The sequence below is a fragment of the Tamlana crocina genome (assembly GCA_040429635.1).
Taxonomy (GTDB): Bacteria; Bacteroidota; Bacteroidia; order Flavobacteriales; family Flavobacteriaceae; genus Flavisericum; species Flavisericum crocinum.
Genome location: CP158972.1, coordinates 604,005 through 624,400, shown reverse-complemented (window position 1 = coordinate 624,400; position 20,396 = coordinate 604,005). Strand labels below are relative to the sequence as shown.

Annotated in this window: 16 protein-coding genes; 5 read left to right on the top strand and 11 right to left on the bottom strand. The window is 38.9% G+C overall.

The window, feature by feature from the left end; translation table 11 throughout:
* Positions 1-7: 7 nt before the first annotated feature.
* From ABI125_02745 to mutY, 3 genes are all read right to left on the bottom strand, one after another.
* Positions 8-1,324 carry a gliding motility-associated protein GldE gene (locus ABI125_02745; protein XCF06787.1) on the bottom strand — a complete coding sequence of 439 codons (1,317 nt, stop codon included), beginning with the start codon at positions 1,322-1,324 and terminating at the stop codon, positions 8-10.
* 53 nt (positions 1,325-1,377) lie between these two features.
* Positions 1,378-1,830, bottom strand: coding sequence for a single-stranded DNA-binding protein (gene ssb, locus ABI125_02740; protein XCF06786.1), 453 nt, complete (start codon positions 1,828-1,830; stop codon positions 1,378-1,380).
* Positions 1,831-1,921: 91 nt separating this feature from the next.
* The gene (gene mutY, locus ABI125_02735; GenBank protein ID XCF06785.1) at positions 1,922-2,962 is read right to left on the bottom strand and encodes an A/G-specific adenine glycosylase; all 1,041 of its coding nucleotides are present in this window, start codon (positions 2,960-2,962) and stop codon (positions 1,922-1,924) included.
* Between the two features lie 138 nt (positions 2,963-3,100).
* On the opposite strand from mutY, the gene ABI125_02730 reads away from it, so the two are divergent.
* The 3 genes from ABI125_02730 to ABI125_02720 all read left to right on the top strand — a co-directional run bounded on the left by ABI125_02730 (position 3,101) and on the right by ABI125_02720 (position 5,864).
* Positions 3,101-3,391 carry an HU family DNA-binding protein gene (locus tag ABI125_02730; GenBank protein XCF06784.1) on the top strand — a complete coding sequence of 97 codons (291 nt, stop codon included), beginning with the start codon at positions 3,101-3,103 and terminating at the stop codon, positions 3,389-3,391.
* A 422-nt stretch (positions 3,392-3,813) separates the two neighbouring features.
* Entirely contained in the window at positions 3,814-5,358 is a 1,545-nt protein-coding gene (locus ABI125_02725) for a ribonuclease E/G (GenBank protein ID XCF06783.1), read from the top strand.
* A gap of 128 nt (positions 5,359-5,486) precedes the next feature.
* Positions 5,487-5,864 carry a hypothetical protein gene (locus ABI125_02720; protein ID XCF06782.1) on the top strand — a complete coding sequence of 126 codons (378 nt, stop codon included), beginning with the start codon at positions 5,487-5,489 and terminating at the stop codon, positions 5,862-5,864.
* 11 nt (positions 5,865-5,875) lie between these two features.
* On the opposite strand, the gene ABI125_02715 is transcribed toward ABI125_02720, so the two are convergent.
* The 3 genes from ABI125_02715 to ABI125_02705 all read right to left on the bottom strand — a co-directional run bounded on the left by ABI125_02715 (position 5,876) and on the right by ABI125_02705 (position 8,846).
* On the bottom strand, positions 5,876-6,916 hold the full coding sequence (locus tag ABI125_02715; protein ID XCF06781.1) for an NADP(H)-dependent aldo-keto reductase: 1,041 nt from the start codon (positions 6,914-6,916) through the stop codon (positions 5,876-5,878).
* A 174-nt stretch (positions 6,917-7,090) separates the two neighbouring features.
* A complete protein-coding gene (locus ABI125_02710; protein ID XCF06780.1) occupies positions 7,091-8,050 on the bottom strand; it encodes an OmpA family protein in 960 nt (319 codons plus the stop codon).
* Positions 8,051-8,081: 31 nt separating this feature from the next.
* On the bottom strand, positions 8,082-8,846 hold the full coding sequence (locus ABI125_02705; GenBank protein XCF06779.1) for an exodeoxyribonuclease III: 765 nt from the start codon (positions 8,844-8,846) through the stop codon (positions 8,082-8,084).
* A 179-nt stretch (positions 8,847-9,025) separates the two neighbouring features.
* On the opposite strand from ABI125_02705, the gene ABI125_02700 reads away from it, so the two are divergent.
* Positions 9,026-12,448 (top strand): hypothetical protein, encoded by a 3,423-nt coding sequence (locus ABI125_02700; GenBank protein XCF06778.1) that lies wholly within the window; start codon positions 9,026-9,028, stop codon positions 12,446-12,448.
* Here ABI125_02700 and ABI125_02695 read toward each other — a convergent pair.
* From ABI125_02695 to ABI125_02675, 5 genes are all read right to left on the bottom strand, one after another.
* On the bottom strand, positions 12,445-13,368 hold the full coding sequence (locus ABI125_02695) for a M28 family peptidase (protein ID XCF06777.1): 924 nt from the start codon (positions 13,366-13,368) through the stop codon (positions 12,445-12,447). The genes ABI125_02700 and ABI125_02695 overlap by 4 nt on opposite strands.
* Positions 13,369-13,450: 82 nt before the next feature.
* Positions 13,451-14,194: a succinate dehydrogenase/fumarate reductase iron-sulfur subunit gene (locus ABI125_02690; GenBank protein ID XCF06776.1), complete on the bottom strand. Its 744-nt coding sequence runs from the start codon at positions 14,192-14,194 to the stop codon at positions 13,451-13,453.
* A gap of 72 nt (positions 14,195-14,266) precedes the next feature.
* On the bottom strand, positions 14,267-16,279 hold the full coding sequence (locus ABI125_02685; protein XCF06775.1) for a fumarate reductase/succinate dehydrogenase flavoprotein subunit: 2,013 nt from the start codon (positions 16,277-16,279) through the stop codon (positions 14,267-14,269).
* 11 nt (positions 16,280-16,290) lie between these two features.
* Positions 16,291-16,968, bottom strand: coding sequence for a succinate dehydrogenase cytochrome b subunit (locus tag ABI125_02680; GenBank protein XCF06774.1), 678 nt, complete (start codon positions 16,966-16,968; stop codon positions 16,291-16,293).
* Between the two features lie 183 nt (positions 16,969-17,151).
* Positions 17,152-18,924: a T9SS type A sorting domain-containing protein gene (locus ABI125_02675; GenBank protein XCF06773.1), complete on the bottom strand. Its 1,773-nt coding sequence runs from the start codon at positions 18,922-18,924 to the stop codon at positions 17,152-17,154.
* 126 nt (positions 18,925-19,050) lie between these two features.
* On the opposite strand from ABI125_02675, the gene ABI125_02670 reads away from it, so the two are divergent.
* Positions 19,051-20,343: an aminopeptidase P family protein gene (locus ABI125_02670; protein ID XCF06772.1), complete on the top strand. Its 1,293-nt coding sequence runs from the start codon at positions 19,051-19,053 to the stop codon at positions 20,341-20,343.
* The last annotated feature ends 53 nt before the right edge of the window (positions 20,344-20,396 follow it).

Genomic DNA, 20,396 nt, shown 5'->3' with positions numbered 1-20,396 from the left:
TTCCAAGTTAGCTTGCAGTTGATTGTATGGTAAATTTAACGAGTTTAATTCGTTTTTTATCCAACGCCTCAATAGTGAAAACGTAATTTTCAAAATTTATTTTACTGTTCAGCTTTGGGAAACTTCCCGAAATTTCCAGTACAAATCCAGCAATAGTTTCGGCTTCGCCTTTTTTATTTTCGAAAAGGGTTTCGTCTTCCAACTTTATGATTTTATAAAAATCCTTTAAAGCCGTTTTACCCTCGAAAACATAGTTGTTTTCATCGAGCTTGGAATAGGTTAAATCTTCGTCATCAAACTCATCGCTAATATCACCTACAATTTCTTCAATAATATCTTCCAAAGAAATCAATCCCGAGGTACCTCCATATTCATCAACCACAACGGCCAAATGCACTTTTTTGTCTTGGAACTCTGCCATTAAATCGTCCAGCTTTTTGTTTTCAGGAACAAAAAACGGCTCCCGGATCAATGAGGTCCAATCGAATTGCTTTTTATCGATGTGGGGCAACAGATCTTTTACATAAAGAATGCCTTCAATGGTATCGATATTGTCACGGTAAACCGGAATTCGCGAATAGCCATTTTCAACTATACTGTCCATAACATCTTGATATTTCAACTCAATATTGAGCGCAAAAATATCAATACGCGGACGCATCACCTGTTTGGTATCTGTGTTTCCGAAAGAAACAATGCCTTGCAGAATTTTATGTTCTTCTTTGGTGGTGTCTTCCTCACTGGTCAGTTCCAAAGCTTGCGAAAGTTGATCGACGCTAATACCCGATTTTTGCTTGCCCAATTTATCATGAATCGCCAATGTAACGCCACGCATGGGCAAACTAATGGGCGACAAAAGCACATCCAAAACCTTGAGCGGATAAGCCATAAATGTGGCAAACTTTAGGTTGTTTCGGCTGGCATAGATTTTTGGCAAAATTTCACCGAAAAGCAAAATCAGGAAGGTAACAACAACTACTTCAACCACGAATTTTATTTCTGGACTGGCTAAATTACCGAAAAGAAAATCGCCCAAAAAGGCAAACAAAATAACAATGGCAATATTTATAAAGTTGTTCGCCACTAAAATGGTGGCCAATAGTTTTTTAGGTCGCTCTAACAGTTTAGCAATAATTTCTATGCGTTTGGATTTTTGTACCAAGCCGTCTTTTATCTGTTCTGCAGTTAATGAAAATAGAGCCACCTCAGCGCCAGAAACAAGAGCAGAACACACTAACAGCACAAACAAAAGCGCTAAACTAAATGCCACCGAATAATCGATGGTAGCAATCAAGGAAATAAAACTCGCGGGGTCAGGATCCAACTACTGTAGCTTTAGTTAAACATAGGTTTCTCGATAAACTACCGAGTGCGGAATTAAAACGGCAGATCATCATTATCGTCTTGAATGGGTTGATTTTGTGAAGGCTGACTTTCAGTTGGCTTTTGTGGCATTGAAGCATTTGATGCCGCCGCATTGTTTTCACTTTCCTTTTTGGTAGTGAGGAACGTAAAATCGGTGCACTGTATTTCGGTTGAATACCTATCGTTTCCACTATCGTCCTGCCATTTTCTGGTTTTTAACCGGCCTTCAATGTACACCTTATCGCCTTTGCTCAAATATTTTTCACAAATTTCGGCGCCTTTGTTTCTTACCACAATATTGTGCCACTCGGTATTTGTAATGCGTTCGTTTGTTTGCCTATTGGTATAGGTTTCGTTTGTTGCCAACGGAAAACGCCCAACACACCCGCCACCATCAAAATAGTGCATTTTTACTTCATCTCCCAAATGCCCAATAAGCATCACTTTATTTAACGTTCCAGACATAATTTTTTCTTAATTCAAGAGAGCAAATGTAACCAATTGCCCATCATTTTTTTAAAATTAATAAATTTTTGTGATTGGCATAAATTATCAATCAAAAATTAAACGACTCTATAAAATTATCAATCAAAACCGGTACCGCATAATCGCGTACTTCGCTTACGGGAATCCCGGGTTCGGACAACTTTTCCACATTTACAATCCAAAATTTAGTGTATAGATGGCGATGCGACAATTTATGGACCACACAGTCCTTATTATATAGTGTAAATGTAAAATCGCTTCCTTTAACCAAATCGTGGCTTTCAATTAATGGTTTAAACGCAGTGGCATCGTAATTTTTAATGGTCTCCACTAACGGAAATTGGTATAAATTCCGCCAAATGCCTTTGCCTACTCTTTTTTGAAGAATGGTTTTTCCGTCGTCTGAAACAAATACTAAAAAATTGAAATATTGCTTTTTCGCTTTCGCGGATTTGTTTTTCACCGGTAATTTATCAATCCGGTTGCTACTGAAAGCCACACAAGAATTTTGAAACGGACAGCTATCGCAGTCGGGATTTTTAGGCTTGCACTGCGTTGCCCCGAACTCCATAATAGCTTGGTTGAATTCGGCCGGATTCTTTTTATCAATTAGTTCTTGCGCCAAAGCTTTGAATTCCTTTGCGCCCTGCGATGTATTTATTGGTGTATCTATTCCAAAATAGCGCGACAGTACTCTATACACGTTTCCATCAACCACCGCGGCCGCTTCGCCAAAACAAATAGACGCAATGGCACTGGCTGTATAATCGCCAACACCTTTCAATTTTAACAGTCCTTTATATGTATCAGGAAAAGCACCGTCCAATTCGTTTGCCACATATTTGGAAGTAGCATGCAAATTTCGAGCACGTGAATAATACCCCAAGCCTTGCCATAATTTTAAAACTTCACTTTCTTCGGCGGAAGCCAAATCAAAAACTGACGGGTATTGAGCAACAAAAGCTTCATAATATGGTAAACCTTGCTTAACTTGTGTTTGCTGTAAAATAATTTCCGACAACCAAATATAGTACGGGTTTTTGGTTTCGCGCCAAGGCAATTTACGTTTATTTATTGAATACCAGCTTGTTATGGTTTTTGAAAAATTCATCAATCATTAAAATAAATCAAACAAAAGTAAACCTTTATAATATTAAATTTTAATTAATTAGGTTTGAAATATTGAATATTTAATTCCTATATTTGCATCCCTTTTATAATTAATAGTAACATAAAATATAATATTAAAATGACGAAGGCTGATTTAGTAGCGAAAATTTCTGAGAAGTTAGGAATTGAAAAAGGCGATGTTCAAGCAACTGTTGAGACATTCATGGAAGAAGTAAAGACTTCTTTAGAAAGCGGAGATAATGTTTATTTAAGAGGTTTTGGAAGTTTTATCATTAAAACTAGAGCAGAAAAAACTGGTAGAAATATTTCTAAAAATACAACAATAAAAATTCCAGCTCACAATATTCCTGCATTTAAACCTGCTAAAGTTTTTGTAGAGGGAGTAAAAACAAACGTTGACGTAAAGTAACAACACATAGCCAGCACTGTTCTGGCATTAAAATAAATCATTAATTTAAAAGACACTATTTATGCCAAGTGGTAAAAAACGTAAAAGACATAAGGTAGCGACGCACAAGAGAAAGAAACGTAGACGCGCTAACCGTCACAAAAAGAAAAAATAAATCAGAAAAAGTAGTTAGATCAGCTACTTTTTTTGGTTTAAAAACAAAAGTTCTTTGAAATGAGTTCATTTATTTTTTTAGGCACTGTTTTGGGTGCTTGATGAACTCCACGGATACTTAAAAATCCTGTGAAAAAATAATGTATAATCCATCTGTACCATTTGGTTTTTAGTTGATGGTTTTTAGTTGCTAGTTCTTAAGCATTTGCTTTAACTTAAACTTTAAACTTTTAACTTTTAACTGGACCGTATGGATAAAAATTAACAAAATGGATAAAGAATTGATCATTAGATCTAGTTCCGAAAATGTTGATTTTGCCTTATTAAAAGATGGAAAACTTATTGAATTACAAAAAGATGAAGATAGTAACGACTTTTCGGTTGGTGATGTGTTTATAGCCAAAATTAGAAAAGCCGTTCCTGGACTAAATGCCGCATTCGTTAATGTGGGCTACGAAAAAGATGCATTTTTGCACTATCACGATTTAGGGCCAAAACTACCTTCACTTTTAAAATTCACAAAACGTGTAAGCACAGGTAAACTAAAAGATTTTTCTTTAAAAAACTTCCCATTCGAAAAAGATATTGAGAAAGACGGTAAAATTACTGACGTCTTAAAATCTAATCAATCGCTATTGGTGCAAATCGTTAAAGAACCAATCTCTACCAAAGGCCCTAGGATAAGCAGCGAGCTTTCCATTGCGGGCAGGTACATTGTATTGGTACCTTTTTCCAACCGTATTTCCATTTCACAAAAAATAGAAGACCGCGAGGAAAAAGACCGCTTAAAACGACTTGTAAAAAGCATTACGCCGCCAGGTTTTGGCGTTATAGTGCGTACCGTAGCACAAGGCAGAAAAGTAGCTGAACTAGACAAAGATTTGCAAAATTTGCTCAGTCGATGGACGGCAATGTGCAAAAAGCTACACAAAGCTCACCACCCCAGTAAGGTATTGGGAGAAATGAATAAGGCCTCGTCTATCCTACGAGACATATTCAACGATACCTTTACCGGAATTACTGTGGATGACGAAGAGCTTTACATTCAAATTAAAGATTATTTGCAAGAAATTGCACCTAAAAAAGAATCAATAGTTAAACTGTATCAGTCTAAAGTTCCCATTTTTGAAAAATTTGGAATTGAACGACAAATAAAAACCTCGTTTGGCAAAACGGTTTCTATGGCCAAGGGCGCCTATTTGGTAATTGAACACACCGAGGCCCTGCACGTTATAGATGTTAACAGCGGTAACCGCTCCAACAAAGCCAACAGCCAAGAGGATACAGCATTAGAGGTCAACTTAATAGCAGCTACCGAAATAGCCCGCCAATTGCGACTGCGCGATATGGGCGGTATCATCGTGATAGATTTTATTGACATGACCACGGCAGACAACCGGCAAAAACTCTTCAACCATCTTCGCGATGAAATGAAAGACGACAGGGCCAAACACAAAGTACTGCCCCCGAGCAAATTCGGATTGATACAAATAACAAGGCAACGGGTTCGCCCAGAAATGAACATTAAAACCCGCGAGGAAGACCCCAACGGTGCTAATGGCTCTGAGGTAGAAGCACCTATTGGATTAGTGCAAAAAATAAACCACGACCTTGAACGACTATTTAAAAAAGACTATAAAAAGTTGACTTTAAACACACATCCTTTTATAGCAGCCTTTTTAACAAAAGGTTTTCCATCTGTACGTTCTAAATGGTTTTTAGAACACAAAAAATGGGTAAAAATTTTACCAAGAGATGCTTACACATACCTAGAATACCACTTTTTCGATAAAGATGGTAATCAAATTAAATAACTAAAACCCGCTAACTTAATAAGTTGCGGGTTTTTTATTTTTAATGGTTTCCAAATGCTGTGAACCTGAAAAATTCATATATTTAGTTTGTAAAAAATTTCAACTAAATTTGATTTTATTTTTCAGGCATGATAACATCTGTATTTGATACCGAATCCAACATTCTCGAAACAAAATTTAAAAACGATGTTGATGCCGTTGATGTTCTTCTTTATTTACAAGAATTTGAAGTGAACACCTCTTATCCAAGAAAGTTAAAAACCTTAGTTACTGCCACGGATGCCGATTTTAAATTCACAATAAAGGACTTAAAATCGTTTAACCAAGTTAAAAATCAATCACTAAAACAATACGAACTGGTTGTTTCGGCAATTATAATAAACAACCCCGTTGCAGCGGCTCTTAGCACCGTGTACAGTACCTTGGCCAACAACAAAAAATATAAATTCAAAGTATTTTCTACCCGTGAGGCTGCTTTGGTTTGGCTGAACAGTTTTGGTTTTTAATAAAACATCAACTAAACAGCCGGATTAGGAATTTCGGCATGTACCGCATTGATCTGCTCCAAAACACTATCATTTAAAGTAATATGTATTGAGTCGATATTTTCCTTAAGCTGTTCTAAATTTGTTGCCCCAATGATGTTACTGGTCACGAATGGTTGTTGGGTTACAAAAGCCAAACTCATCTGGGCTAGGGTCATGTTATTGTCTTCTGCTATTTTAAGGTAAAGTTTGGTGGCTTCGGTGCATTGTTCACTACTGTAACGCGCAAATCTCGGAAACAACTTTAAACGGGCATTATCGGCCGCCGTTCCTTTGATGTATTTTCCCGAAAGCACGCCAAAAGCCATAGGAGAATAAGCCAAAAGCCCCAATTCCTCGCGTATGGATATCTCGGCCATATCGCCCTCAAAATCACGATTTAATAACGAATATGAATTTTGAATGGTTTTCATTCGAGGCAAACCATGTATTTTAGATTCCTCCAAAAACCGCATGGTGCCCCAAGCTTTTTCGTTTGATATTCCCACATGCCTAATTTTACCCAACTTTATCTGATTTTCAAATACGCGAAGCACTTCATTAAAGTTATCTTCCCACTCGTCGTCGGGGTTATGCTTGTAATCTCTAGTTCCGAAAGTATTCGTTTCGCGTTCTGGCCAATGAATCTGGTATAGATCGATATAATCGGTTTGCAGTCGTTTCAATTCGGCATTAACCGCTTCCTCAATAGCTGCTTTTTTCAGACCCGTTTTTCGTATGTGCGCAGTGTAATCGCTTGGGCGGCCCACTATTTTACTGGCTAAAACCACGTGTTCACGGTTAGCTCTTTTTTTAAACCAATTGCCAATAATTCTACTGGTTTCCCCTTGGGTTTCGGGACTTGCCGGAACGGGATACATTTCGGCTGTATCAATAAAGTTAATGCCTTGCTCAAGCGCATAATCCAATTGGGCGTGCCCTTCTGCCTCTGTGTTTTGGTTGCCCCAGGTCATGGTACCCAGGCATATTTTACTAACTTTTATATCGGTTTTTGGTAGTGTAGTATATTTCATATTCTGTTATGCTAAACACGATTCAGCATCTTTTTTTAAATTTATTTTAAGGTCGGTAAAGATAAAAAAACCTTTCAGCCCAATAAAGTACTAAAAGGTTTTAATAAATGATTTATACTGTTAATATGATACATCCCGACAGCTATCAGGGCGTACCACGTTCACAATTATGGTTTAATTTTCGTTTAAAAGTTTTGAAAGTTCATCCAACTTGGGCGTTAAAATCACTTCAATACGTCGATTTTTGGCTCTGCCATCAGGATTATCATTTAGCGCAACTGGAGCAAACTCACCACGACCTGCAGCGGTAAGGTTTTCTGGGTTTATTTCACGGTTTTCTCTCAAAATATTTACAATTGAAGTCGCTCGTTTTGTAGACAAATCCCAGTTGGTAGTCAATGGGCCATTTCCAGAATACGGTACGTTATCGGTATGACCTTCAATCAACACAGCGATATCTGGATTTTGTGCCAAAACAGATCCCAGTTGCTCTACCGCTCTTCTACCTTCAGTGCCTACCGCCCAACTTCCTGAGCTGAACAACAATTTGTTTTCCATCGACACATATACTTTTCCATCGCGTTGCTCTACGGTTAACCCTTTACCTTCAAAATCAGTTAATGCACTTGAAATGGCATTTTTCAGGGCGGTCATCGCTGCATCTTTATCGGCTATCAATTTTTCCAATTCTGCCACACGACTAGAACGATCTTGTAATTCTCTTTTAAGTTTTTCCAAACGCGAATTTTCAGCTTCAAGTGCTTGTTCTTTTGCTTCAAGTTGTGCTAGCAATTCTCTGTTTTTTTGCGAGTTTTCAGCAATAGCCCGTGAGCTGTTTTTTTCCAAAGCCTCATAAGAATCTTTTAAATTATCCAAACTTGCTTTGGTAGCGTTATACTCGGCTTGCAAATTATCACGCTGGGCAACGGCTTCATCGTAAGCCGCTTTTAACTGCTTCAACTCATTTTCAGCAGCCGTGTTTGCTTTAGACAGTTTGTAATTTTCTCGGGCAAGATTTTTGTTTTCTTGTTTAAGGTCGGCATACTTAGCCTCCAAATCCTTATACACTTTTGGAGACACACAAGAAGCCAAAAGCACTAAACTAAGTGCAGCTAATAACGTTTTTTTAATCATTGGTTCGATTTGTTTGTTGTTAACACATTAATTAATTTTCAATTTCCAGCAGAATAGGACAATGGTCGCTATGTACTGCTTCGCTTAATATAACGGCGCGTTTTATGTTTTCTTGCAAAGGTTGTGCCACCATGGCATAATCCAATCGCCAACCTTTATTATTGGCACGGGCATTGGCGCGGTAGCTCCACCAGCTGTATTGCTGCAATTCAGGGTTTACATACCGAAACGAATCGATAAATCCGCTGTTGATAAAACTTCCAATCCACTTGCGCTCTGCAGGCAAAAAGCCGGAAACTTTGCTAAGTCCTTTGGGGTTATGGATATCAATTTCTTCATGGCAAATGTTGTAATCGCCGCAGATGATTAAGTTGGGAATATCCTTTTTTAGTTTATCGATATATTCCTGAAACATATCCATGTACTCGAATTTATGGCCAAGCCGTGCATCGTTGGTACCCGATGGTAAATACAAACTCATTACCGACACACCGTTAAAATCGGCTCTCAAATTTCTTCCTTCAAAATCCATCGACTCAATACCTGTGCCGTATTCAACGTTGTCAGGTTTAGTTTTACTCAAAATCGCCACGCCACTATACCCCTTTTTTTGGGCACTGAACCAATAATGATAATGGTAACCGGCCTCCTCAAAAATGCTTAAATCGAGTTGTTCTTTCATGGCCTTAATTTCCTGCAGGCAAACTACATCGGGATTTGCTGCCTTTAGCCAATCTATAAAACCTTTGTTTAATGCGGCTCGGATGCCGTTTACGTTATAGGATATGATTTTCAAACTGTTGAATTTTAATTTGTTCAGTTTCCAGACCTATAGGATTTTGAATATCCTGCAGGTCTTTTCAAGATATTTCCGCTAAAATAAATAATACGCTACTTTTACACTAGTTTAAGCAACAGGAGTTTTAACGAAGCTATTAACAAAATATTTTAAACGTTTATCAGTTTAAATACCAAATGAAAGGCATAATTTATATTCTGGCAGTGCTGTGGTGCTTTTGCGGATTTTCGCAGAGCCAAAACAGCAATTACAGAACCGTAAAAGTGCCTGCCAAAAACACCATTAAAATTGACAGCGTTAGCATAAATCCGCATTGGTTTTCGGTGCGGAAAAAAGACAGCACACTTATTGATTCGTCCTATTATGCGGTCGATTTTTCAAAAGCGATTTTACGATTCAAAAAAACAGTGGAAACCGATTCATTAATTATTAATTATTTGAAGTTTCCGGAGTTTCTCACTAAAACTTACCAACAGTTGGATGAAAACATTATTGTTGAAAACACCAACAACAGCCAAACCTTGTACAAGTTTCAGGAATCGAACGTTTCCAAAAACTATGTACCTTTTGATGGATTGACCACCTCTGGAAGCATTTCGCGTGGCGTTACCATTGGTAATAATCAAAACTCGGTTTTGAATAGCGAACTCGATTTACAAATTACGGGCAAACTGAATGAAAAAGTGTCGCTTCGGGCGTCCATTCAAGATGCCAATATTCCGTTACAGGAAAGTGGATACAGTCAACGATTGGATGAGTTCGACCAAGTATTTATTGAACTGTTCAGTGACAAATGGAACGTCCGTGCAGGCGATATCGATTTAACCAACACCAACTCATATTTCGCCAATTTTTCAAAACGTGTTCAAGGGTTGAACTTCAATCTGAATTTGGGAGATGATGATACCAAAACCAACATTTTTGCCGCAGGGGCTTTGGTTCGTGGGCAGTTCACCACCAGCCAATTCACCGCTCAAGAAGGCAACCAAGGCCCATACAAATTACAGGGACAAAATGGTGAGTTATTTGTGTTGATTGTTTCGGGCAGTGAAACGGTTTACGTAAACGGCACACCTCTAAAACGCGGCGAAAACGAAGACTATATTATCGATTATAATGCGGGTGAAATTATTTTCAACTCTACATTCCCCATTACTTCCGAAATGCGCATTACGGTTGATTATCAATTTAGCGACCGTAATTATTCCCGTTTTGTGGCTTACGGCGGCACACGGCACGAAACTGAAAAATTGAAAATTGGCGTTTCGGTGTATTCTGAAAACGATGCCAAAAACCAACCCTTGCAGCAAAATCTTTCAGAAGCCCAAATTGAAATATTGAGTAATGCCGGTGACAACCGTTCGCAAATGGTAGCGCCTTCGGAAATTAGGGAAAACCAAAACGACAACCGCATTTTATACAAAAAGGAACTAGTTGATGGCAACGAAATATTTGTGTTTTCGAACAACCCCGACGATGAATTGTACCGCGTTACCTTCTCTTTTGTTGGCGACAACCAAGGCGATTATATTTTAAGCAACACCTACGCCATAAATAATATTTTCGAATATAGCGGTGTAAACCAAGGTAACTATGCCCCCATTGTGCAGTTGGTGGCGCCTACCAAACTTCAAATTGCGGTAGTAAACGGACAATACACGCCTTCTGAAAAAACGCATATTGGTTTTGAGTTGGCAGCCAGCAAAAACGATTTAAACCTATTTTCGAATTTAGACGACGAAAACAACAACGGTTTCGCTGGTAAGATCACCGTCAAACAATCCATCGTAAAAACCGATAGCCTTTGGAATTTGGATGCTTTTGTGGACACCGATTTCATTCAAAAAAACTACCGAAATATTGAAGGCCTTTATAACCCCGAGTTTAACCGCGATTGGAATTTAGACACCAACAATATAAACGGTATCGGTTTTGGTTTGGGGCATCAAACTTTGGCGTATTCGGGTTTAAAATTATACCATCATCAAAAAGGTTTTGCAAACTACCAATTCGAGCATTTAAATTTTTCAGAAGGATTTAATGGAAACCGCCACGTTGCCAACATTAATTTGAATTTGAACCGATTCAATATCACGTCGTACTCCAGTTTTTTAAATGCGAATTCCACCGTAAACACGTCCACATTTTTACGTTCTCACAACCGCATTGTTTACCAAATGAAAAAGAGTTGGCTGGGAACAAAACTATCCATTGAAGACAACGAACAACGCGAAAAAGCCACACAAAACTTAACGGAACTGAGCCAAAGATTCAAATCGTACGACGTGTTTTTTGGGGTGGGCGACAGCACCCTAGTTTTTGCAGAAGTGGGCTATAAAAACCGAGTGAACGATAGCATCCGAAATAACGAACTGCAAAAGGTAAATACTTCGAATACCTTTTATTTGAATTCACGGTTGGTTCAAAATAAAAACACCAACCTATCGCTTTATGCTAATTACAGAACTTTAAAGAACGTAGATAGCGCCGTTGAAAATGAAAACTCCATTAACTCACGCTTGCAATTCAACCAAAAACTGTTCAACCAAATCATTAATTGGAACACTATTTTTGAGACCAATTCTGGCACATTGCCACAGCAGGATTTCACTTATGTTGAAGTAGAAGCTGGACAAGGCGCCTACACTTGGAACGATTACAACAAAAATGGCATTCAGGAGCTTGAGGAGTTCGAAATCGCACAGTTTCAGGATCAGGGAAAATACATTCGGGTATTGCTACCCAACCGCATTTTTATAAAAACCCACCAAAACCGATTGAGCCAAACGTTGACCTTTAACCCCGCACAATGGTCAGCTTCAAAAAACAAATCAAAAAAATTCTGGTCGCACTTTTACAACCAAACCAGTTATTTAATCGACCGAAAAACGAAACGGGAAGGCAACAGTTTTAATCTCAATCCTTTCAATAATAGCGAAGACGACCAATTGGGGCTTCAACTTAATTTTAGAAACGTGCTGTTTTTTAACCGCGGAAAACAGCGTTATACCACATCGTACACGTTTTTGGACAACACCACCAGAAACGTACTTTCTGTGGGATTTATTGAAAATGGCCTAACGAGCCACCAAATTAATTTCAATCATAAAATTGCTGTTAATTGGCTTATTAATATGCTTTCGGCGTTTGAAACCAATGAAAGCATCAGCGAGAATTTTGCCAGTAAGAATTACAATTTTGACGAAACGCGATTCAATCCTAAACTGTCGTATTTATTTAACGACAACTCCAGTTTCGATGTGTTTTACCAGTACGCCAGTAAGACCAATACTATTGGCAATGAAGAGTCGCTAAAACAGCAAAAATATGGGTTGTCGTTCAGTTTGGCTAGCAGTCAAAAAAGTGCTATTAACGGCGAACTGAACTATATTTCGAACAGTTACAACGGAAATGTAAATACGCCCGTAGCCTACCAAATTCTTGAAGGTTTACAACCTGGAAAAAACTTTACTTGGAGCCTTTTGGCACAAAAAAAACTGACTGATTTTTTAGATTTGAATTTGAGTTACTTCGGAAGAAAAACCGAAAGCAGCAAAACCATCCACACGGGATCGGTACAGTTGAAGGCTTATTTTTAATAGCTTGAAGCATCAATTTTTTCAAACACGGAAATAATGGTTTTTACCGCATCAATATAAAATTGGGGGTGGATATTTTCAAAATCGTCTGTGGGCTCATGGTAGTCTTTATGGTCTTCAACACCAAAATAGAGAAACGGGATACGCTCTTTGTAGAAGTTGGTATGATCGGAGGCATAAGTCCAATCCTCTAGACCGTCGTAGCCATCATGCCCTAAAACAAGATTTAACGATTTTGGAGTTTTTGTAGTTTCAACCAAATGCTTCAAACGTTTATTTTCCGAAGTTCCAGCCACAAAAAGTTCCTGTTTATCACTTCGGCTAATCATATCCATATTGATATTGAGGATAATATTTTTTAAAGGAATCACGGGATGGTTCACAAAATATTTAGAGCCTTGAAGCCCTAATTCCTCGCCATCAAAAGCAGCCAAAATAACAGAATGTTTAGGCGGATTATTCTTAAAATGTTCAGCAAAACTAAAAAGGGCACTAACTCCGGATGCATTGTCATCAGCACCATTGTAAATCTCGCCTCGTTTGATGCCTTCATGGTCATAATGGGCACTAATCACGATGTACTTATCTGGAAATTCGCTTCCTTTTACAAGTCCCAAAACGTTTACTCCGTTGTATTCGTTCCGTTTATGGATAAAGAAAAAAGGCTGCAGATAATCTTCAACTAACGGAGATACGTCCAAACTATAAAACTGATTGACGATGTATTTTTTGGTTTTTGTAGCTCCGTTGGTTCCGGTACGCCGACCTTCAAAAGCATCAGAAGACAGCGATTTAAGATGTTTTAAAAGCGATTCTTCGTTAAGGCAAGTTTCCTGTTTGTTGGATAACACCACACCTTGCGAATGGACAGATCCGCACAATAACACAAATAGCAATAAAAAAATAGCGTTTCTGTTCATCCTTATAAAAACTTCACTAAAGCTAATAAAAAAACCCAAGCGGTGAGCTTGGGTTCTATATTTTTACGATGAACAGCGTAAATTATGACATTGACGCTTTCATTAATTCGCGATTCATTCTAGCGATATTATCCAATGAAATACCTTTAGGGCATTCAATTTCGCAAGCTCCTGTATTGGTACAGTTTCCAAAACCTTCCAAATCCATTTGTGCCACCATGTTTCTTACACGGTCTACAGCCTCAACCTGTCCTTGTGGCAACAACGCATATTGCGATACTTTTGCCCCAACAAACAGCATAGCACTTGAGTTTTTACAACTCGCTACACAAGCTCCACAACCAATACAAGTTGCAGCATCCATAGCCTCGTCGGCAGCATGTTTTGAGATTGGAATAGCGTTGGCATCTTGGGTGTTTCCTGAAGTGTTTACAGAAATATATCCTCCCGCTTGTTGAATGCGCTCGAACGAAGTTCTATCTACCACTAAATCTTTTATTACCGGGAAAGCAGTGGCTCTCCAAGGTTCGATGGTAATGGTATCGCCATCCTTAAACATACGCATGTGCAACTGGCAAGTCGTCACGCCTCTATCCGGTCCGTGAGCTTCGCCGTTAATGTACATAGAGCACATTCCGCAAATGCCTTCACGACAATCGTGATCGAAGGCTACGGGCTCTTCACCAGAGCTTACCAATTGTTCATTCAACACATCCATCATTTCTAAAAATGACATATGCTCAGAAATATCAGTTACTTTATAATCGACCATTTGACCCTTTGCATTCGAGTCTTTTTGTCTCCAAATTCTAAGTGTTAAATTCATTTTTTTAGTTTTTGGTTGTTAGTTGCTCGTTGTTAGTTTTTAATCCAAAAACTAATAACTGACAACCATCAACTATTTATACGAACGTTGTTTCAGTTCAATATCCTTAAATTCTAATTGTTCTTTGTGAAGCACGGCATCAGCTGGTTCTCCTTTGTATTCCCAAGCGGCAACGAAAGCGAATTCTTCATCTTTACGTTTGGCTTCCCCTTTTTGCTCACCATCCATTTCTACAGATTCTTCACGAAAGTGTCCTCCACATGATTCTTCACGCATTAAAGCATCTTTAGCGAACAACTCACCCAACTCCAAGAAATCGGCCACACGACCCGCTTTTTCCAATTCTGGGTTCATTTCGTTAGCATTTCCTGGAACTTTTACATCTTTCCAAAACTCTTCACGAATTTGTTTGATTTCGGCCATAGCCTCTTTCAATCCTTTTTCGTTACGCGCCATACCAACTTTATCCCACATTACTTTTCCTAAACGTTTGTGGAAGTGGTCAACCGATTTTGTTCCGTTGTTATTTACGAAGAAATCGATTCTATCTTTAACAGCTTTTTCAGCTTCGTCGAATTCTTTGGTGTCCGTTGGAATTTTTCCTGTACGGATATCGTTCGCCAAGTAATCACCAATGGTGTATGGCAATACGAAATAACCATCGGCCAAACCTTGCATTAATGCTGACGCTCCTAATCGGTTAGCTCCGTGATCTGAGAAATTGGCCTCCCCGATACAATAGCATCCAGGAATGGTAGTCATTAGGTTGTAATCTACCCAAACACCACCCATGGTGTAGTGCGTTGCCGGGTAAATCATCATTGGCGTTTTGTATGGATCTTCGTCAACGATTTTCTCATACATTTGGAAAAGGTTTCCATATTTCGCCTCAACGATTTTCTGACCTAATTCATATATTTTAGCTGCTGAAGGATTCGATATATTCTGAATTTTAGCTTGCTCTTTTCCGTAACGTTCAATGGCCGAAGCGAAATCTAAATATACTGCTTCCCCAGTGGCATTAACTCCATAACCGGCATCGCAACGCTCTTTAGCGGCACGAGACGCCACATCACGAGGCACCAAGTTACCGAATGCAGGGTAACGACGCTCTAAGTAATAATCTCTTTCATCTTCCGATAAATCAGTTGGTTTTTTCTTGCCCTCACGGATGGCTATAACGTCATCCATGTGTTTTGGCACCCAAATACGTCCGTCGTTACGCAACGACTCCGACATCAATGTTAATTTAGATTGGTAATCGCCCGAACGCGGAATACAAGTCGGGTGGATTTGCGTATAACAAGGGTTAGCGAAATACGCTCCTTTTTTATGTATTTTCCAAGCTGCCGTAACGTTACTTCCCATAGCGTTTGTTGACAGGAAATACACGTTTCCGTAACCACCTGAAGCCACTACTACAGCATGGGCTGAATGTCTTTCTATTTCACCAGTAACTAAATTACGGGCAATTATTCCTCTGGCTTTCCCATCCACTTTTACCACATCGAGCATTTCGTGACGGTTGAACATCTCTATTTTTCCACGGGCAATTTGGCGATTCATGGCCGAATAAGCCCCTAGCAATAATTGTTGCCCAGTTTGCCCTTTAGCATAAAATGTTCGAGATACCAAAACTCCACCAAACGAACGGTTATCTAACAACCCACCATAATCACGAGCAAAAGGAACACCTTGTGCCACACACTGGTCGATGATGTTTGCAGAAACCTCAGCCAAACGATAAACGTTAGCTTCGCGCGAACGGTAGTCGCCACCTTTTACGGTATCGTAAAACAATCTGTATGTAGAGTCGCCATCACCTTGATAGTTTTTGGCAGCATTGATACCGCCCTGTGCAGCAATAGAGTGCGCACGGCGTGGAGAATCTTGGTAAGCAAATGCTTTTACATTATAACCCAGTTCAGCTAAAGTGGCAGCTGCCGACCCTCCTGCTAAACCTGTTCCTACAACAATAACATCGATATGACGCTTGTTTGCAGGGTTTACTAAGTTTATATGGTTTTTATAGTCTGTCCATTTATTTTGAATTGGACCCTTTGGTACTTTTGAATCTAAAGCCATTGTTATAAATATTAATGGTTTAAGTAATGATATAAAGCAATAAAAATAAACCCTAGCGGAATTATAATAGCATATGCTTTACCTATATTTTGTAATGTTTTTTTACGGCCAGCGGTAGACCCCATGGACTGAAATGCCGAGGTAAATCCGTGCAATAAGTGCATCGCCAAGAATACAAACGCCAGCACATAAGCCCCAACACGAATTGGGCTCACAAACTTATGCGTTAATTCTTCGTAATAACGGTAACCCTCTACACCCGCCATAGTTCCAGACCAGTCACCTTTAATGAACTTGGTGTTGATTTCTGGAAACCAAAAATCAATAAAATGTAAAACGATAAAAGCCAAGATAACCACACCGCTCCAAATCATGTTTCTGCTAAACCAGCTAGAATTGGCCGCACCATTATTTTTAACGTAAGATACTTGTCTGGCCTTTTTGTTTTTAATTTCTAAAATGAACCCCATTACAAAATGGAATACCACACCAAAAATTAAGACCGGCTGCAACGCAAATTGAACCAAAGCATTTGTTCCCATGAAATGAGACGCTTCGTTGAACAATTCAGGACTGAAAACCGATAAAATATTAATTGCAAAATGCTGAAGCAAGAAAAACATCAGGAAGAATGCAGAAAGCGCCATGGCTACTTTTCTTCCTATCGAAGATTTAAAAAATCCGCTCATTATAATAAAGTTAGTTATTTATTGCAAATGTATATCAGGAACGCATTTTAGGCAAATAAGTACACACTGTTTTTTCTATTTAGAATGGTTTTAAAGTAATGTTTAGCCCTGTAAAAAAGCACCTTAAGAGGTGCTTTCCTATGTATATTCCTTAATTTAATTGCTGTTACTTATTTAATATCATTATTCTACAACCACTTTTTTTCCAATAACTGTACTTCCTGAAAATATGCTCATAAAATAGATTCCTGTAGAAATTTGTCCCATATTTATAGCTTTTACTCTTGGTGCATTGGCCATATCGATATTCAAAATAGCCCTTCCACCAATATCGTACAGCACCACTTTGTCTAAATTTAACGCCGATCCGTTTTCAACATACAATATATCCCGTACCGGACTTGGGTAAATAGAAATCTCATTAGTCAACACTTCTTTAGTATCGACACCAAGCGAACAGCTTCCAGAATAGTCCTCCATCAACATTTGTCTACACATTTGGGTTGTAGTGCTATAATTTTGAATAATACCTGCTGCGGTTTCATTGCTGCCGCTTAAAAACCTTCTTTCTTGGGCAGGAGGAAAGTTAAAATGCATAACATCATTTGTATTAATAACGTGACCCAATTGATGGCCGTGCCCCAACTCATGCAGCGCTACAGATTCGAAATCCCATTCCAGCCCAGTTGGACCTGGACCAAAATTCCAATCAGCATCATTATCAAATACTATATCCAATTCGGTAACAACATCTCTAGTATCTCCACAACTTCCAGAAGTTGTTATACACACTCCCAAAAGGCCCTCATCCAAAGGATCATTTTCATCAAAAACCACAACATTAACGCCATCCTGCACCCCAACATTTACAGAGGTTGTTGACCCCATCAGCCAATTAATCCCTGTTTCACATCGCCACCTATCAAAGGCTCTTAAAAAAGCTTCCTTTGCCGGGGTATTGGCATCAAAATCCGCATTCATCTGCCAAGTCATGCTAGTCGCCCCACCAATGCCCACATGTTGAATTAAAACAGCACTACCTGACCGCTCATTATTAGACAATGCAAACGAAACCAAAAGATCATCGCCAGATGAAACCATTGAAGCCCCTTCATTGTCTGTCACTCTGATTGACCCGGTACCGGCCATTGATGGCACTTCAACCACTATCTCATCATCGTTCCAAGAAAGCACTTGCGAATCAAGAGCGACAATATAAGTGTCTCCACCATCATCTGCATTTTTAAATTCCACGGTTCCTTGAACTGTTCCAAAACCGCTGCCAGCAATGGTTAAAGGATCGCCATTTCCAGCCGTTACAGTTGCTGGGCTAAAACCTGATATATTTGGAGCCAATGCTTTATTACTTTGACTTTTCTTTGCAAGAGATTGTTCGTTTACATCAAACGAAATCAATTCCGTATAGGCTTGACCAGTAATATTCATAATTTGCCCATACAAACCAGAAGAAATCCTCTTATTTCGAACAAACGGATTATTAGCCGTATTACTCCTCAAATCATACCTATAAAACCCTTGCAAAGAGCTATAAGGCTTGTACTTTTTTAAGCTCGAACTTGTTTTTTTGGCCAATCCAATATTGTTATCATACAACGTAAACACGCCAACATCCCCTTTATTTAAACTTAAACTAGGAACCACTGTTTGTGTAATGTCTTCAACGGTTCCACCGGGAGTGACAATTTCAATTTGAAGGTTCGACTTTCCTTTAAACACTTTATAAACCTCAACTGTATTTATAGTTAGAATTTTATTTCGGTCTGCATTCCAAATCGATTTTTGCGATACTACTCGCCCTTCAACCACCAAAGTTGAATTTTCAACCTGTCTTTTAAGTGGCACTTTCATGAGCATGCCTTGGGCAAAGACGACACTCTCAGGTGAAAGCATCAAGGCTAAGGCAAAAAAAACCTTCAATAGTATTTTTTTTCTCATAAGGTTTTATATTTGGTAAAGTGGACTTTGCAAAGTCCACTTTACCAAATATAATGAAATATGGCGAGGTTTTGCTTAATTTTGCTACATTTAAGACTCACATAACATATTAAAAACACATTTTTAATGAAGTACTCCCCAATAGATAAATCACTTTTTATAAAAAGCAGAGAGAAATTCGCTAAACTAATGAAACCTAAGAGTTTGGCCGTTTTCAACTCCAACGATATTTACCCGATTAGTGCCGATAGCACCATGCCGTTTCAGCAACATCGCGATATTTTCTATTTGAGCGGTGTAGACCAAGAGGAGAGCGTTTTGGTTATTTTTCCTGACTGCCCGAAAGAAAAACATAGGGAAATTTTATTTCTGAAAGAAACCAATGAGCACATTGCTATCTGGGAAGGCGAAAAACTCACCAAAGAAAAAGCCTTTGAAACCAGTGGCATCAAAACAGTATATTGGCTACAGGACATGGAAAAAATATTGTTTGAAATCATGACCCAATGCGATACCGTTTATATAAACACCAACGAGCACTACCGTGCCAATGTAGAGGTTGAAACCCGAGAAGACCGTTTCACCAAGTGGTTAAAAGAAAAATATCCAGCTCACAGCGTAGCCAAGAGTAACCCGATTTTACAAAAATTGCGATCTGTAAAACAGCATACTGAAATTGAGTTAATCCAAAAAGCGTGTGATATTACCGAAAAAGGTTTCCGAAGGGTTTTAAGCTTTGTAAAACCCGGCATTTGGGAATACGAAATCGAGGCCGAACTGATGCACGAATTTTTACGAAATCGCTCCAAAGGTTTTGCTTACACGCCCATCATCGCATCGGGCAACAACGCTAACGTATTGCATTACGTAGAAAACAACCAGCAATGCAAAGAAGGTGATTTAATTTTGTTCGACACCGCCGCCGAATACGCCAATTACGCCAGCGACCTTAGCAGAACCATTCCCGTTTCAGGGCGGTACTCCAAAAGACAAAAGGAAGTTTACAATGCCGTTTTAAGAGTAAAAAATGAAGCCACAAAAATGTTGGTTCCGGGAACTGTTTTAACCGACTACCACATTGAAGTAGGCAAACTGATGACCAGCGAATTACTAAATTTAGGCCTGCTTGACAAAGCCGATGTACAAAACGAAAATCCAGATTGGCCAGCCTATAAAAAATATTTTATGCACGGTACCTCCCACCACATTGGGCTCGATACACACGACTACGGCATTATAACCGACCCGATCGAACCAAACATGGTGTTTACCGTGGAGCCCGGTATCTATATTCCGGATGAAGATTTCGGTATCAGGCTGGAAGACGATGTGGTTGTTCAAAAAACTGGCGAACCTATTAATTTAATGAAAAACATCCCGATTGAAGTGGAAGAAATTGAAGATTTAATGAATGCATAAAAAACTAAAAGAGCCGTTTTTAAAAACGGCTCTTTTTCGCTAAAACACTAATA